Origin of the sequence: Janthinobacterium amylolyticum (assembly GCF_051380655.1) — a bacterium.
GTDB lineage: Bacteria > Pseudomonadota > Gammaproteobacteria > Burkholderiales > Burkholderiaceae_D > Janthinobacterium.
In genome coordinates, this window is sequence record NZ_JBNYXL010000001.1 from 289,327 (window position 1) to 305,798 (window position 16,472).

Consider the following 16,472-nt stretch of genomic DNA (forward strand, 5'->3'; position numbering starts at 1 on the left):
CTCAGCTGCCGGCCAGCGGCAGGGTGACGCTGAACAGGGCGCCATTGCCGGGCTGGCTTTGCAGGGTGATGGCGCCGCCATGCGCGTCCACCAGCTGCTTGGTGATGAACAGGCCCAGGCCCAGGCCGCCCGTGCGGTCCTGGTGCACGACGCGCTCGAAGGCGTCAAAGATGCGCTCCTGGTCGCGGCTGTTGATGCCGATGCCATGGTCGCGCACTTCGATGACGGCGCTGTTCTGCGTATGGCCCAGGCTGATCTCCACCGGCTGGCCCTGGCCGTAGCGCACGGCGTTGCTGATCAGGTTGACGACGATCTGCTCGACGCGGAAGGCGTCCCAAAAGCCGTGGATCGGCTCGAAGGCCAGCACTTCGAGCACGCTGCCCGTGGCGGCCGCGTGCGGACCGAGGTCGTCGGCCACCCTGCGTACCAGGCTCGTCAGGTCGACGGCTTCGCGGCGGATCGACAGCTTGCCGCTGCTGATGCGCGAGACGTCGAGCATGTCGTCGATCAGGCGCACCATGCTGCGGATCTGCCGCCCGTCGCGCGCCACCATCTTGTTCAGCTTGTCCGGTTCGAAGGCGGCCAGGTTGCCCCGTTCCAGGTTGACGGTGCGCATCTGTGTTTCCAGGAACAGGGTGTTCAAGGGCGTGCGCAGCTCATGCGCCACCATGGACATGAATTCATCGCGCAGGCGCAGCGAGCGCTGCAGCTCCGCTTGCGTGGCGCGCAATTCCTTCAGCAGCGCTTCCTGCTGCTGGCGGCTGTATTCGAGCGCCTGCACCTGGCGCCGGGTCTCGCTGCGCTGCTGGTGCAGGGCGACAAACACATTGACCTTGCTTTGCACGGCATTGATGTCAAGCGGCTTGTGCAGGAAATCGACGGCGCCGCTTTCATAACCCTGGAAGGCGAAGTTCATTTCCTTGCCGGCCGCCGTGACGAAAACGATGGGGATGTGGCGCGTCTTTTCCGTGCCGCGCATCAGCTGCGCCAGCTCGAAGCCATCCATTTCCGGCATTTGCACGTCGAGGATGGCCAGCGCGAAATCGTGTTCCAGCAGCAAGGCCAGCGCTTCTTCGCCGGACGAGGCCTGGTAGACGCTGCGGTCGCTCTCGCGGATCAGCGCGTTGAGTGCGCGCAAGTTCTCCGGCAAGTCGTCGACGATGAGTAATTTGGTACTGGTTTCAGTGTTCATGTTTCATTCCTGGCGCTTGGCGTCCAGCGTAGTGGGAAGCGGCGGGCGATGGCGCACGCTTGCGGTAGAGTTTTTCCTGCCCCGCCACGGGCTCGAAATCGGTGGCAAAGCGTGTAAACTGCACGCTTTCCTTGCTGCCCAGGCCCAGGAAACCCCGGTGGCACAGCGATTCGTGGAACAGGGCCAGCGAGCGTTCCTGCAAGGTCTTATTGAAATAAATCAAGACGTTACGGCACAAAACCAATTGCGTTTCGACAAAGACGCTGTCCGTGGCCAGGCTGTGATCGGCAAAGTTGATCTTCTCGAGCAGGCGCGCGTCGAAGCGCGCCGTGGCGTGCTCCAGGGTGTAGTAATCGCTCAGCTGGCCCAGGCCGCCCGCTGCCACGTAATTGTCCGCATATTCCTGCATGCGGTGCAACGGGTAGGCGCCGCGCGCGGCCGTGGCCAGCGCCTGCGGATTGATGTCGGTGGCGTAGATGCGGCTGCGTTCCAGCAAGCCTTCCTCGTGCAGCAGTATGGCCAGCGACAGGGCTTCCTCGCCCGTGCAGCAGCCGGCCACCCAGATGGTGGGCGAGGGATAGGTCTTGAGCACCGGCACCACGTGTTCGCGCAAGGCGAGAAAAAAGGCCGGATCGCGGAACATTTGCGTGACGGGCACGGTCAAAATCTGCAGCAGTTCGCCAAAGCAGGCCGGCTCGTCCAGCACGCGCTGCTGCAAGGCAGCCAGATCCGCGCAATGCAAACGTTCGAGCGCGTGGTGCAAACGGCGCAGCTGCGATGCTGGCGAATAGTCGCGGAAGTCGTAGCTGTAGCGCTGATAGATGGCTTCCATCAGCGCCTGCAGTTGTGCGCGTTCCACATCCTTCATGCCAGTAGGCATCAGCGGTACTCCGTCCGCTGGCGTTCCCACAGGCGCGCCATCAGATGCGTTCCATCTTTGGCATCCACACGCGCAGCAGCGAGTACAGGCGGTCCAGGTCGATCGGCTTGGCCAGGTAGTCGGAGGCGCCCGCCTGCAGGCATTCTTCCTGGTCGTTTTTCATGGCCTTGGCGGTGATGGCGATGATCGGCAGCTTGTTGTAGCGGCCATCGGCGCGGATCAAACGCGTCGCTTCCAGGCCGTCCATGCCCGGCATCATGACGTCCATCAGGACCAGGTCGATATCCTCCGTGCTGTTGAGCTTGCTGATGGCTTCAAAGCCGTTGCGGCCGATTTCCACCACCACGCCTTTCTGTTCCAGCGCATTCGTCAGCGCAAAGATGTTGCGCACATCGTCGTCCACCAGCAGAATCTTGCGTCCTTCAAACACGCGTTCGCGGCTGCGCACCTGCTGCAGCATGCCCTGGCGCTCGCTCGACAGTTCCGATTCCACCTTGTGCAGGAAGAGGGTGACTTCGTCGAGCAGGCGCTCGGGCGAACGGGCGCCCTTGATGATGATCGAGCGCGAATACTTCATCAAGTCCGCTTCTTCCTCGCGGCTCAGGTTGCGGCCCGTATAGACGATCACGGGCGGGAACGAGCACAGTTCCTCGTGCTCCATGCGTTCGAGCAATTCGTTGCCCTGGATGTCGGGCAGCTTGAGGTCAATGATCATGCAGTCGAAAATCTGCGTCTTCAGCAATTCCAGCGCCTGTTCGCCCAGCGCCACGGCCGTGATTTCCACGTCGTCGTCGCTGATCAGGTGCACCACGCTTTCACGCTGGCGTTCGTCATCCTCGACCAGCAGGATGCGTTTCATTTTCTGTGTGAACTTCGATTCGAGCTTGCGGAACACTTCTTTCAGCTGCTCGCGCGTGCGCGGCTTGGTGGCGTAGCCGATGGCGCCCAGCTGCATGGCTTCCTGCATCTGGTCATTGCCGGACACGATGTGCACGGGAATATGGCGGGTCAGCGGGTTTTCCTTGAGTTGCTGCAAGACCAGCAGGCCGGGACGGTCCGGCAAGCCCATGTCGAGCAGGATGGCGTCGGGCAGGAATTCTTCAGCCAGGCGCAAGCCTTCCTCGGCGCCATGCGCCACCAGGCAGCGGTATTGCATTTCGTGCGCCAGGTCGAACAGAATGCCGGCAAACGACGGCTCATCCTCGATCACCAGCACGGAACGCTGGCCGCTTCTGGCGGCGGGCACGCTGTCGCGGTCATCCTGGAAGGTGGGCAAGGGCACGGGCTTGGCGACGGGCGCTGCTTTAGGCATAGCAGCGGTGGCAGGCGCGGCATGTGCGGCCGCTTTCGCCGTTGACTGGAACGGTGCGGGCGCCGCTGCCGGCGCATCGGCCGGCGCGGCGCGTTCCGGCATGCTGGCCGGCAGCACCAGGGTGAACGTGCTGCCCTGGCCTGGCGTGCTGGACAACTCGATGCTGCCGCCCAGCAAGGCCGCCAGGTCGCGCGAAATCGACAGGCCCAGGCCCGTGCCGCCATAGCGGCGACTGGTCGTGCCATCGGCCTGGTGGAAGGCGTCGAAGACTTTCTGCTGCTGCTCGTCGGCGATGCCGATGCCGGAATCCTGTACCTGGAAGCGCACGTTGCCGGCTGCATCGGTGCCGACGTGCAGGGCCACGGTGCCCGCATCCGTGAATTTGATGGCGTTCGACAGCAAGTTTTTCAGGATCTGCTCCAGGCGCTGGCGGTCGCTGACAAAGGCGGCGGGCGCATCGGGCGCAACGCTGACGTTGAACGCCAGTTTCTTTTGCTGCGCTTGCGGGCCGAACAGCATCTTCATGCTGCTGAGCAGTTCGTCGAAGGGCACGCTCTCTGGCGTCAATTCCAGTTTACCGGCTTCGACCTTGGAAATATCGAGGATATCGTTGATCAGGGTCAATAAATCGTTGCCGGCAGAGTAAATGGTTTGCGCAAACGTTACTTGCTCTGGCGTCAGGTTGCCGCTGCTATTGTCGGACAGCAGCTTGGACAGGATGAGCGAGCTGTTCAATGGCGTGCGCAGTTCGTGCGACATATTGGCCAGGAATTCGGACTTGTAGCGGCTGGCCCGCTGCAATTCTTCGGCGCGTGCTTCCAGCTGCGCGTGCGCCTGGCCGATGGCCATGTTTTTCTGGTCCAGCGACAGCGCCTGCACGGCCAGCTGTTCGTTCGACTGCTCCAGCGCCGACTTTTGCTCTTCCAGGTGGGCTTGCGACTGTTCCAGCACGCGCGACTGTTCGCCCAGCTCTTCATTGGCCGTGCGCAGCTCTTCCTGCTGCACTTCCAGCTCTTCATTCAATTGCTGGGTTTCTTCCAGCACGTTTTGCAGGCGCTGGCGGTACAGCGCGGCTTCCACGGAAGTGCCGACATTCGCGGCGATCAGGTTCAGCAGTTCCTTGACGCGCTGGCTGACGGGATGCGTAAAGCCCAGTTCGATCACGCCATTCACCTCGCCTTCATTATTTACCGGCGTCAAGACCAGTTCCAGCGGCGCACCGCGGCCCAGGCTGGACGTCACGGTCAGATAGTTGTCCGGCACCTGCTTGATGTGCTTGAGTTTCTTTTCGCGCGCCGTCTCGCCCACCAGGCCTTCGCCCAGCTTGAAGACCTGCTTGTCTTTTACGCCAGCATCGTTGAAACCGTACACGGCCGTGCGGCGCAGGCTGCCGTCGTCATCGGTGACATACAGGGTGGCCACGGCCACGTCCAGGCGGTTGGCGAGGAAATCGAGCACCTGCCGTCCCAGCTGCGGCAAGGCCAGCTGTCCGCTGGTGTGGGCCGCCAGCTCCGTCTGCCCCGTGCGCAGCCACGCTTGTTCCTGCAAGACATCATTGTCCTTGCCGCGCTGTTCCAGCGCCTCGTTGTAGATGTCGGACAGGCGCAGCAGTTCGCGCCGGCCCAGGTAGGCCAGCATGCCGGACAGTCCCAGGCTGAGGAGCAGGAAGACGACCACCGCCTGGATGGTGCGGCTTTCCGCCGAGTCGGCCCGTTCCTGGCGCAAACGCTGCTCCATGGCCAGGAAGGACAGGAATTCGCGGCGGATCTCATCGAATTCCAGCTTGCCTTCGCCCTGGCGCACGCGCGCGAGGAATTCCTGGTTGCTGCGGCGCTGGCCGATCACGCTTTCCGCATAGTCGAGCCATTGGCCTTGCAGCGCGCGGATGCGGCGCAGCCGGTCCACCTGCATGGGGCTGTCGGACACCAGTTCGAGCAGGGTATTCATTTCCACGGCAATCTTCGCCTTGCCCGATTTGTACGGGGCAAGGAAGGTTTCATCGCCCGTCAGCAAATAGCCGCGCATGCCCGTTTCCAGGTCCACGGACAGTTTCATGACCTCGTTGGCGTTGCCGATGACCCTTTCCGAATGCTCGACCGAGCGCAGCGCGGAAAGCAGGTAGGCAATCAGGGCAACAAAGACGAGGGCGGTGACGACCCCGATGACGAGTGGCAAGGTGACGTTGCGGGCCAGGATGCGGCGGAAGCTGAAGGAGTCGATCGGAGTCTTGGTATTCATCTTGTCCGTGGAGATATGAGCGGGTGAAATAGTTTAACTGAAATGCAATATTTTTGATGCGTTCGCGTGCGGCAGGCGCTAGCATAGCAGGCAGGGAAGGGCGCGCGCCCCTGCGCGCTCGTATCGCTGTCAAAAGATGGGAGATTTATGCGTCCAACAGTCATCGCCTGCGCGCTTGTCGCCAGCCTCGTGCCCATGGGAGCCCGGGCGGTCGTGCTTGGCAACCAGCGAAGCCAGGCGCTGGCGCAGCGGGGGCTGACCTTCGTGACCAAAGGACAGTTGCCGGAGGCGCGGGAGCAGTTCGAGCTGGCGGCCAAGGCCGATCCGCTTGCCTCGAATCCCGTGGGCTCGTTGGCCTTGCTGTATTACATCGTGTCGGATGCCAACAACCTGGACGACAAGCAGCGCCAGGCGGCCCGCAAGTCCGCTGCCGAGATGGCACGGCGGGCACTCGCGCTCGATGCGCAAGATCCACTGGCACAGGAAGTGGCGCGCCGGCTGGCAGGTGGCGGCGTGCGCGCCAAGTACGCGCCGGCTGGCAATGCCATGCAACTGGTGGTGGAAGGCGAGCAATTGTTCAGCAAGAAGGAATATGCTGCCGCCTTGCAAAAGTACAAGCAGGCCATCGCCGTCGATCCCGGCTTTGCCGATGCCTGGCTGTTTGCGGGCGATTGCTATTTTGTGCAGCGCCAGTGGGAGCCGGCCGCCGAGCACTTCCGCAAGGCGGCACAGATCGAACCCCTGCACGAGCAGGCATGGCGCTACCTCGCCGATGCCTTGCAGGAACAGCAGAAATGGCCGGAAATGGCGCTTGCGCTGGTCGGTGCCATCGGCGCCCATCCCGACCAGCGGTCGGCCTGGCAGCGGATGGAGCAATTCCAGGCCAATCACGGCATCCCCATGATATCGCTGAACTTGAAGCCGGGGGCGACGGGTGGCATCGATGCGGGGACGGGCCAGGCCACTGTGCAGATCCAGGCCGAGGCGACTGCGGGCGATGCCGATGCCGGCAGCATCGACGGCGCGTTCTGGATGGCGCTGGCGGCGGGCCAGGTGAATGCGGCGGCCGCCGTGCAGCGCGGCGACAAGACGGCGTTCCAGGCAGACCTGGAGGCCTGGAACGCCGCTTTCCTGGTTCTGGACAAGATGGCAGGAACCAGGCTGGAGCGGCTGCGCGATCCGGCCCTGCGCATTCTGCGTTCCCTTTCCTTCAAGGGCGAGCTGGAGCCGGCGCTGTTGCTGCTGCAATACAAGGAAGCCTATCGCCCCGCGCTGGAAGCATGGAAGACGGCCCATCCCGGAGGCGTCGGCAAATTCATCGACACCTGGCATCTGATGCCATGATTTGATCTGCATCAAGCGCCCGCCATGGCCATCGCCTAGCATGTATGCACCGGCATGGCCGGCCCGGGATGCGACGCTTGCGTCCGCCGCTGCCGGCCATGTGCTCACATGGACATGCCAGCAAGGAGGACATCATGGCCAATCAATTGATACACCGCGATCCACAGCGTTCGCTGGCGCGGCTTGACCCGTTCAGCGACATGGAAGAATTCATGCACGACTTTTTCGCACCCGCCTTGCGCTTGCGCGATGGAGCTTCGTCACGCATGCGCGTCGACATATTGGAAACCGAGCAAGCCTATCAGGTACAGGCGGACATTCCCGGCGTCAACAAGGACAATATCAAGGTCTCCATCGACGGCAACCGCGTCTCCATCAGTGCCTAACTCAAGGATGAAAGAGTGACGCGCGACGGTGGCGGCAAGACCGTGCGCAGCGAACGCGAGTACGGGCAGCAATACCGCAGCTTCGTGCTACCGCACGAGGTGGACGAGGCGGGCGCCCGTGCGCTCTATGAAAATGGCGTGCTGCTGCTGGATCTGCCGAAGCGGGCAGGCACGGGAGGCAGGCAGCTGGAGATCCAGTGACCGGCTGATCCAGTGCGCAGGTCAGATTAGCGCAGCGTAATCTGACAATCGTCGTGGCGGCCCTGTCGGCTTACGCCCTGCGGGCTAAGCCGACCTACGAAAAACCCCCGGACGGTGGCGGCGTTTTTGGGGTGATTTGGGGCGATGTTGATAGCAGCGCGCTGCCACCCCAATGGCCAGCATATATGCGAGGTTTCGCTGCGTAGGTCAGATTAGCGCAGCGTAATCTGACAATCGTCGTGGCGGCGCCTGTCGGCTTACGCCCTGCGGGCTAAGCCGGAAACGCCGGACGGTGCCGGCGTTTTTGGGGTGATTTGGGGCGATTTTGGTAGCGGCGCGCTGCCACCCCAATGGCCAGCATATATGCGAGGTTTCGCTGCGTAGGTCAGATTAGCGCAGCGTAATCTGACACTCTGCGTGGCGGCGCCTGTCGGCTTACGCCCTGCGGGCTAGGCCGACCTACGAAAAAAACGCCGGACAGTGCCGGCGTTTTTTTTTGGGGATTTGGGGGTGGCAGCGCATTGCCACCCCCATTGCTTCTCTATATATGTCAACCTGTCTGTCAGTCGCGGATTTCCAGCGCCCGGTTCAGGCTCAACGCAGCCAGCGAGGCGACGGCGCCCGACAACAGGTAGAAGCTCACATACGCAAGGCCGAAGTTGGCCGACAGCCCCAGCGCCACCAGCGGGGCGAAGCCGGCGCCGACCAGCCAGGCCAGGTCGGACGTCAGGGCTGCACCCGTGTAGCGGAAGCGGGCAGGGAAGTTGGCCGTCACGGCGCCGGCTGCCTGGCCGTAGGACAAGCCCAGCAGGCTGAAGCCGACGAGGATGAAGACGTCCTGGCCCGTATTGCCGCCGCCCATCAGGGTCGGCACGAAGGCGCTGAAGATAGCGATCAGCACGGCCAGCACGCCCAAGGTGGTGCGGCGGCCCACTTTATCGGCCAGCAAGCCCGAGATCACGATGCCGACGGCGGCCAGCACGGCGCCCAGCATCTGGATTTGCAGGAAATCCGAAGCCGAGCGCGTCTGGTAGACGGATATCCACGACAGCGGGAATACGGTGACCAGGTGGAACAGCGCGTAGCTGGCCAGCGCGGCAAGGGCGCCGATCAGCACGTTGCGGCCCTGGCCGCGGCCCATTTCAAACACGCTCACGGGCTGCAGTTCGCGTTCATCGAGCAGGCGCGCATATTCATTCGTCGACACCAGGCGCAGGCGGGCAAACAGGGCCACCACGTTGATGGCGAAAGCCACATAGAACGGATAGCGCCAGCCCCAGTCGAGGAACTCTTCATCCGACAGCGTGATCAGCATGAAGCAGAACAGGCCGGCGGCGAGCAGGAAGCCGACAGGCGCGCCCAGCTGGCCCAGCATGGCGTACCAGCCGCGCTTGTTTTCCGGCGCGTTCAGTGCCAGCAGCGACGGCAGGCCATCCCACGAGCCGCCCAGCGCCACGCCCTGGCCGATGCGCAGCACGGACAGCCAGATGATGGCGGCAAAGCCCAGGTGGGAATAGGTTGGCAGGAAGGCGATGCCGGCCGTCGATACGCCCAGCAGGAAGAGGGCGATCGTCAGCTTGGCGCTGCGCCCCATGCGGCGCTGGATCTCCATGAAGATCACGGTGCCGAACGGACGCGCGATGAAGGCGAACGAGAAAATCAGGAAGGCATATAATGTGCCCTCCAGGCGTTCTTCGAATGGAAAGAAGACGCGCGGAAACACCAGCACCGAGGCGATGGCGTACACAAAAAAGTCGAAGTATTCGGAGGCACGGCCGATGATCACGCCGACGGCGATCTCACCGGGGTCGATGTGTGACTCGACCAGGCCGGCCCCGCGTGCGTCGCGCAGGGAGTGGGGGGAAAAGTCAGCGGGTACATCCCCGCTGTGTATGCGCGTGCTGGACATGATGATCGTCTCCAATATAGTTTCGAGTTCGGCCAACGCGTAACATACCCCGGGTGTCTCATGCCCGGAGTAGGACTATTCATCAGGTAGTTGTAGGAAAAATCCGCTACTGCCATGTGAAAGTCCGAGCAAGGGGGTGGACAAAACGTCCAATTGCCAACGCGCTCCAGTGAGAATACAGTACCATATCTTCATCCCCTGTACTGGACTTTCCTGTATGTTTTCATTAAAAGTTCGTCGCGGACTGCTTCTTTTACCTCTCGCATTGTTGGCTGGTTGCAATACGGTGGTACTGAATCCGTCCGGAGACATCGCAGTTCAGCAAGGCAATCTGATTGTCATCTCGACATTGCTGATGCTGTTGATTATCGTTCCGGTAATCGCCCTGACCCTGCTTTTCGCATGGCGCTATAGAAAAAACAACACCGCGGCCAAATACGAGCCGGACTGGGACCACTCGACTCGCCTCGAGCTGATCATCTGGGGCGCGCCTCTGCTGATCATCATCGTGCTGGGCCTGCTGACCTGGATCAGCACCCACACCCTCGATCCGTACCGCCCATTGAGCCGTATTGACGCCAACCGCCCAATTCCTGCCAGCCACAAGCCGATGATCGTCGAAGTCGTGGCCTTGGACTGGAAATGGCTGTTCATCTACCCTGAGCAAGGTATCGCTTCGGTCAATGAACTGTATGCGCCCGTCGATCGTCCGATCCGCTTCAAGATCACCGCATCGTCCGTCATGAACTCGTTCTTCATCCCCGCACTGGCCGGTCAGATCTACGCCATGCCGGGCATGGAAACGCAGTTGAATGCCGTCATCAACAAGCCTGGTGTATACAAGGGCTTTTCCGCCAACTACAGTGGTGCCGGTTTCTCGGGCATGCGCTTCAAGTTCCACGGCGTGAATGATGCGGACTTCGACAAGTGGGTAGCCTCGGCACGCGCCGGTGGCGGCGCGCTGAACCGCGACGACTACCTGTCGCTGGCCCAGCCTAGCGAACGCGACCCCGTGCGCCGCTACAGCGCTGTTCCTAGCGACCTGTACAAGGCAATCCTGAACCGCACCATCGTTTCCGACGCCCTGTGCGTGACGCCGGTCGAGCCATACAAAATGACGGTGGCAGATAGCCCGGTAGCGGCCGTAACGGCAGTAGTCGCTAGCGATGCAGTGGTTGAAAAGGGCGTTCAAGCCAAGTAACGACTGCATGAATCCCGCAGCGCATGGTTTTAGCGCTGCAGATACTGGCGCCGCTTGCCTGGCGCCTCCCTTTTTTCTCTGAGAGTAACAATGCTAGACCATATTGATCTGACGAAGCTTATATTCGGCCGTCTGACTTGGGATGCAATTCCATTTCACGAACCTATCCTGCTGGTGACCTTTGCCATGGTTGCCCTGGGCGGTATCGCACTCGTTGCGGCACTGACGTATTTCCGCGTCTGGGGTACCCTGTGGCGCGACTGGATCACCAGTATCGACCATAAAAAAATCGGTATCATGTACATGATCCTGGGCCTGATCATGCTGCTGCGCGGCTTTGCCGACGCGCTCATGATGCGTACCCAGCAGGCAATCGCCTTTGGCGACAATGCCGGCTTCCTGCCACCGCATCACTACGACCAGATCTTCACCGCCCACGGCGTGATCATGATCTTCTTCGTCGCGATGCCTTTCGTGACGGGTCTGATGAACTACGTGGTGCCGCTGCAGATCGGCGCGCGCGACGTGGCTTTCCCATTCCTGAACAACTTCAGCTTCTGGATGACCACCATGGGCGCCGTCCTGGTGATGGCCTCGCTGTTCGTCGGCGAATTCGCCCGCACGGGCTGGCTGGCCTATCCGCCGCTGTCGGGCATCGTCGGCAGTCCGGACGTGGGGGTAGACTATTACATATGGTCCTTGCAGATTGCCGGGGTCGGGACGCTATTGTCCGGTGTCAACCTGATCGCCACCATCGTCAAGATGCGCGCGCCGGGCATGACCTGGATGAAAATGCCGGTCTTCACCTGGACCGCACTGTGCACCAACATCCTGATCGTCGCCGCCTTCCCGGTGCTGACGGCTGTTCTGGCCATGCTGTCGCTGGACCGCGTTGCCGGCTTTAACTTCTTCACCACCGAACTGGGCGGCAACGCCATGATGTACGTCAACCTGATCTGGATCTGGGGCCACCCAGAGGTCTACATCCTGATCCTGCCACTGTTCGGCGTGTTCTCGGAAGTCGTCGCGACCTTCAGCAGCAAGCGCCTGTTCGGCTATGCGTCGATGGTCTACGCGACCTGCGTCATCATGATCCTGTCGTACCTGGTATGGCTGCATCACTTCTTCACCATGGGTTCGGGCGCCAGCGTCAACTCCTTCTTCGGCATCACGACGATGATCATTTCGATCCCGACGGGCGCGAAGATCTTCAACTGGCTGTTTACCATGTACCGCGGCCGTATCCGTTTTGAACTGCCTATGCTGTGGACGATCGGCTTCATGGTCACCTTCACCATCGGCGGCATGACCGGCGTGCTGCTGGCCGTACCACCAGCGGACTTCGTGCTGCACAACAGCCTGTTCCTGATCGCCCACTTCCATAACGTGATTATCGGCGGCGTGGTCTTCGGCGTGTTCGCTGCGATCAACTACTGGTACCCGAAAGCCTTCGGCTACAAGCTCGACGCGTTCTGGGGCAAGTGCTCGTTCTGGTTCTGGTTCGTCGGCTTCTACCTGGCCTTCATGCCGCTGTACGTGCTGGGCCTGATGGGCGTGACCCGCCGTGTCAACCACTTTGAAGATCCATCGCTGCAAATCTGGACCATCATCGCCTGGTTTGGCGCCGTCTCGATCGCACTGGGTATCGGCTCGCTGCTGATGCAGTTCTATGTCAGCTACCGCAACCGTCACGCCCTGCGCGATGTCACCGGCGACCCATGGGGCGGCCGTACGCTGGAGTGGGCGACCTCGTCGCCACCGCCAGACTATAACTTCGCCTTCACGCCGCAAGTGCACGAACTCGATGCATGGACTGACATGAAGAAACACGGTTACCAGCGTCCGACGTCCGGTTTCACGAAGATCCACATGCCGAAGAACACCTGGGCCGGTTTCGTGATCGCCGCACTGTCCGCACTGGTTGGTTTTGGCCTGATCTGGCAAATGTGGCTCGTCGCCGCCATCGGCTTCGTGATCATGTTGATCACCATCATCGTCCATACCTTTAACTACAAGCGTGATTACTACATTCCTGCGGAAGAAGTCGTCCGCACCGAAGACGCTTATACTAAATTGCTGAGCAGCCATGTCTGATACCATCGCCCATAACACCGGCGCCGCTGGCGCCGCACCAAGCTCGCGCAGCTACTTCGTGCGCGAGCACCACCCGGAAAACGGCAGCCTGCTGGGTTTCTGGCTCTACCTGATGAGCGATTGCCTGATCTTCGCCTGTCTGTTCGCTACCTATGCGGTGGTGGGCCGCAACTACGCGGACGGCCCGACGGGCGCCGCGCTGTTCGACCTGCCGCTGGTCGCCGCCAACACGGCCATGCTGCTGTTGTCGTCGATTACCTACGGCTTTGCCATGCTGGCCATGCAGCGCAAGAACTTGCGCAGCACCCTGGTCTGGCTGGGCATCACGGGCCTGTTCGGCCTGGCCTTCCTGTCGCTGGAAATGTATGAATTCGTGCATCTGATCCACGAAGGTGCCGGTCCGCAGCGCAGCGCGTTCCTGTCCTCGTTCTTCGCCCTGGTCGGTACCCACGGCCTGCACGTGATGTTTGGCGTGATCTGGCTCGTGACCCTGATGTTCCAGCTGAAGAAGCATGGTCTGACCCCGGAAAACGGCCGCCGCATGATGTGCCTGTCGCTGTTCTGGCACTTCCTGGACGTCATCTGGATTGGCGTCTTCACCTTTGTCTACCTGATGGGAGTCCTGCCATGAGCGACCATACACACGGCGATAGCCACCACCATGACAACCACGATCATGGCAGCCTGAAAAGCTACGCCATCGGTTTCATCCTGTCGGTGATCCTGACGGCCATTCCTTTCTGGCTGGTGATGACGAAAGCCATCACCAACTCGGGCACCATGGGCCTGGTCCTGCTGGCGTTCGCGGCGGTGCAAGTGGTGGTGCACATGGTGTACTTCCTGCACATGAACACCAAGTCGGAAGGCGGCTGGAACATGATGGCGCTGATCTTCACCATCATGATCGTCGGCATTGCCATGGCCGGTTCGCTGTGGGTCATGTACCACATGAACCACAACATGATGCCGGATCTGATGCCTGAGTACATGCATACGAAAACGGCTCCATGATGAGTAATACGCGCCCTAGCAACACCGGGCGCGCCCCTGGCGCGGCATCGCAAGATGCCGCGCCAGGCCCACGCGGCATGGCTGTGCATTATTCAAAAATTGCACTGGCCTTGCTGGCGGGGATCGTTTTTGCCGGTTTCTGTGCCCTGGGCACCTGGCAAGTCAAGCGCCTGTTCTGGAAGCTTGACCTGATCGAGCGCGTCGAACAACGCGTACATGCGCCCGCAACGGACGCACCTGGACCCGCAGTCTGGGCCAAGGTCACGCAGCAAACGGATGAATACCGCCATGTGCGACTCTCCGGTACCTATCTCCCCATTTTCAATACCCTGGTGCAAGCGACGACGGCACTGGGCAGCGGCTACTGGCTGATGACGCCCCTGCGCCTGGCCGATGGCAGCACCGTGCTGGTCAACCGCGGCTTTGTAGCCAAGCGCACCGGCATCGGCGCCAGCACCCCGGCCGGCATCGTGCAGGTCGACGGCTTGCTGCGCGTGAGCGAAACGGGCGGCGGCTTTCTGCGCGAAAACAGTCCTGCCACGCAGCACTGGTATTCGCGCGACGTGGCCGCCATCGCCGCGTCGCACATGCTCACCAATGTGGCGCCGTATTTTGTCGATGCGCAAGCAAAATCCGAAACGGCCGTTGACGCTCCCGTCGGCGGCCTGACCGTGGTTTCCTTCCACAACAATCATCTGGTGTATGCGCTGACCTGGTTCGCGCTGGCCCTGATGGTGGCGGGCATCAGCTGGTGGATCGTGCGCGAAGACAAGCGCCGCCGCGCGCGCCGCGCCGGTAATGCTGGCAACAACACTGTGGAAAGCGACCATGCCGGGCAGGATTGAGATCCTGCCCAACCGCGAGGTACTGGAACGCGGTGCGGTGGCGACCGAGATGGAACATCCGGCCGGCCACCAGAACATGAAGCTGCTGATCCAGCTGCGCTGGCTGGCCGTGATCGGCCAGATCAGCACCATCTTCGGCGTGGGCGTAGGGCTGGGCATCGCCTTGCCCGTGCCCTACATGCTCGAAGTGCTGTCCTGCCTCATCGCCTTCAACCTGGCCAGCCTGTTGCGCTGGCATGAACGCCAGCCCGTGTCCAACACGGCACTGTTCCTCGCCCTGCTGGTCGACGTCACCGTGCTGACGGCCCAGCTCTACCTGAGCGGCGGCATCAGCAACCCCTTTGCCTTCCTGTATCTGCTGCAAGTCATCCTCAGCGCCGTGCTGCTGGAAGTGTGGTCGACCTGGATCATGGTGGCCATCACCAGCCTGTGCCTGGCCGGCCTGGCCTTGCTGCCCGGCCCCTTGATCCTGCCGATCGATCCGGAGCGGGGCTTTGCCAGCCTGTATGTGCAGGGGCTGCTGATCTGTTTCATCCTGAACGCGGCCTTGCTGGTGGTGTTTATCACGCGCATCAACCGCAACCAGCGCGCCGGCGACGCCAAGGTGGCCGACTTGCGCCAGCGCGCGGCGGAAGAAGAGCACATCATCCGCATGGGCCTGCTGGCATCGGGCGCCGCGCACGAACTGGGCACGCCGCTGGCAACCCTGTCCGTGATCCTCGGCGACTGGCGCCGCATGCCGGAACTGAGCAAGAATGGCGAACTGCTGGAAGAAATCACGGAAATGCAGGCGCAGTTGCAGCGCTGCAAGAGCATTGTCAGCGGCATTTTATTGTCGGCAGGCGAGGCGCGCGGGGAATCTTCCGTCAAGACGACGATCAATACCTTCCTCAACGACCTGGTCGACGAGTGGCGCGGCAGCCGCCCGATCCATGATTTCGAGTACGATAACCGCATCGAGCACGACGTCCCCGTGGTCTTCGATTCGACCCTGAAACAAACCATTTGCAACGTGCTCGACAACGCGCTGGAAGCGTCGCCCGACTGGCTGCGCTTTGAAGCCACGCGCGAAGCGGACGCCTTGCACCTGGTGATCACCGACGCGGGTCCCGGCTTCGAGCCGTCGATGCTGACGCACCTGGGCAAGCCCTACCAAAGCAGCAAGGGCAAGCCCGGCGGCGGCCTCGGCCTGTTCCTGGTGGTCAACGTCGCGCGCACCCTGGGCGGCACGGTGACGGCGCGCAACCGCGTGCAGGGCGGGGCGGTGGTGCACCTGGCCTTGCCGCTGGCGGCCATCAAACTGGAAAGAGAAAGCGACCACCATGCAGGATGACCGTCTGTTACTGATCGTGGAAGACGACGCCGCGTTTGCCCGCACCCTGGGCCGCTCGTTCGAGCGGCGCGGCTACCAGGTCATCCTGGCCACCAATTTCGACGAGGCCAGCGCCTTGCTGGAGCAGCATTGCCCCGACTACGCCGTCGTCGATTTGAAACTCAATGGCAATACGTCGGGCCTGGCCTGCGTGCAGATGCTGCACCAGCACGACCCGGAAATGCTGATCGTCGTGCTGACCGGCTACGCCAGCATCGGCACTGCCGTCGAAGCCATCAAGCTGGGCGCCTGCCAGTACCTGGCCAAACCGTCGAACACGGACGATATCGAAGCGGCCTTCGGCCACATTGCCGGCAATGCCGACATCGAACTGACCAACCGCGCCACCAACATCAAGACCCTGGAATGGGAACGCATCCACGAAATGCTGGCCGAGACGGATTTCAATATCTCGGAAACGGCAAGGCGGCTGGGCATGCACCGGCGCACCCTGGCGCGCAAGCTGGAGAAACAGCGGGTGAAGTAG

Annotated in this window: 12 protein-coding genes and 1 pseudogene; 9 read left to right on the forward strand and 4 right to left on the reverse strand. The window is 61.8% G+C overall.

Annotation, left to right across the window (positions count from 1 at the left end; all coding sequences use genetic code 11):
* Position 1: 1 nt before the first annotated feature.
* Genes ACQ4WR_RS01385 through ACQ4WR_RS01395 form a run of 3 tightly spaced genes read right to left on the reverse strand, consistent with a single transcriptional unit; the run spans position 2 to position 5,622 of the window.
* Positions 2–1,192 carry a hybrid sensor histidine kinase/response regulator gene (locus ACQ4WR_RS01385; RefSeq protein WP_102297024.1) on the reverse strand — a complete coding sequence of 397 codons (1,191 nt, stop codon included), beginning with the start codon at positions 1,190–1,192 and terminating at the stop codon, positions 2–4.
* Positions 1,182–2,072 carry a CheR family methyltransferase gene (locus tag ACQ4WR_RS01390; protein ID WP_436484806.1) on the reverse strand — a complete coding sequence of 297 codons (891 nt, stop codon included), beginning with the start codon at positions 2,070–2,072 and terminating at the stop codon, positions 1,182–1,184. Before ACQ4WR_RS01390 ends, ACQ4WR_RS01385 begins: the two co-directional genes overlap by 11 nt.
* A 40-nt stretch (positions 2,073–2,112) precedes the next feature.
* Entirely contained in the window at positions 2,113–5,622 is a 3,510-nt protein-coding gene (locus ACQ4WR_RS01395) for a response regulator (RefSeq protein ID WP_436484808.1), read from the reverse strand.
* 147 nt (positions 5,623–5,769) lie between these two features.
* Between ACQ4WR_RS01395 and ACQ4WR_RS01400 the strand changes: the two genes are divergently transcribed.
* Positions 5,770–6,966, forward strand: a complete 1,197-nt coding sequence (locus ACQ4WR_RS01400) for a tetratricopeptide repeat protein (protein ID WP_436484809.1) — start codon at positions 5,770–5,772, stop codon at positions 6,964–6,966.
* Between the two features lie 266 nt (positions 6,967–7,232).
* Positions 7,233–7,553: pseudogene (locus ACQ4WR_RS01405) on the forward strand (Hsp20/alpha crystallin family protein).
* Between the two features lie 562 nt (positions 7,554–8,115).
* Here ACQ4WR_RS01405 and ACQ4WR_RS01410 read toward each other — a convergent pair.
* Complete coding sequence (locus ACQ4WR_RS01410; protein WP_102297091.1) at positions 8,116–9,462, reverse strand: MFS transporter; 1,347 nt, start codon at positions 9,460–9,462, stop codon at positions 8,116–8,118.
* 217 nt (positions 9,463–9,679) lie between these two features.
* On the opposite strand from ACQ4WR_RS01410, the gene cyoA reads away from it, so the two are divergent.
* The 7 genes from cyoA to ACQ4WR_RS01445 all read left to right on the forward strand — a co-directional run bounded on the left by cyoA (position 9,680) and on the right by ACQ4WR_RS01445 (position 16,472).
* On the forward strand, positions 9,680–10,663 hold the full coding sequence (gene cyoA, locus ACQ4WR_RS01415) for a ubiquinol oxidase subunit II (protein ID WP_258003110.1): 984 nt from the start codon (positions 9,680–9,682) through the stop codon (positions 10,661–10,663).
* Between the two features lie 90 nt (positions 10,664–10,753).
* The gene (cyoB, locus tag ACQ4WR_RS01420) at positions 10,754–12,757 is read left to right on the forward strand and encodes a cytochrome o ubiquinol oxidase subunit I (RefSeq protein WP_102297038.1); all 2,004 of its coding nucleotides are present in this window, start codon (positions 10,754–10,756) and stop codon (positions 12,755–12,757) included.
* The gene (gene cyoC, locus ACQ4WR_RS01425) at positions 12,750–13,388 is read left to right on the forward strand and encodes a cytochrome o ubiquinol oxidase subunit III (RefSeq protein ID WP_436484812.1); all 639 of its coding nucleotides are present in this window, start codon (positions 12,750–12,752) and stop codon (positions 13,386–13,388) included. The genes cyoB and cyoC overlap by 8 nt, the downstream gene beginning before the upstream one ends.
* Positions 13,385–13,768, forward strand: a complete 384-nt coding sequence (gene cyoD, locus ACQ4WR_RS01430; RefSeq protein WP_102297044.1) for a cytochrome o ubiquinol oxidase subunit IV — start codon at positions 13,385–13,387, stop codon at positions 13,766–13,768. Before cyoC ends, cyoD begins: the two co-directional genes overlap by 4 nt.
* Complete coding sequence (locus ACQ4WR_RS01435) at positions 13,765–14,613, forward strand: SURF1 family protein (protein WP_436484814.1); 849 nt, start codon at positions 13,765–13,767, stop codon at positions 14,611–14,613. The genes cyoD and ACQ4WR_RS01435 overlap by 4 nt, the downstream gene beginning before the upstream one ends.
* Positions 14,597–15,946, forward strand: a complete 1,350-nt coding sequence (locus ACQ4WR_RS01440) for an ATP-binding protein (RefSeq protein ID WP_436484816.1) — start codon at positions 14,597–14,599, stop codon at positions 15,944–15,946. Before ACQ4WR_RS01435 ends, ACQ4WR_RS01440 begins: the two co-directional genes overlap by 17 nt.
* Positions 15,936–16,472, forward strand: a complete 537-nt coding sequence (locus tag ACQ4WR_RS01445; RefSeq protein WP_102297051.1) for a response regulator transcription factor — start codon at positions 15,936–15,938, stop codon at positions 16,470–16,472. The genes ACQ4WR_RS01440 and ACQ4WR_RS01445 overlap by 11 nt, the downstream gene beginning before the upstream one ends.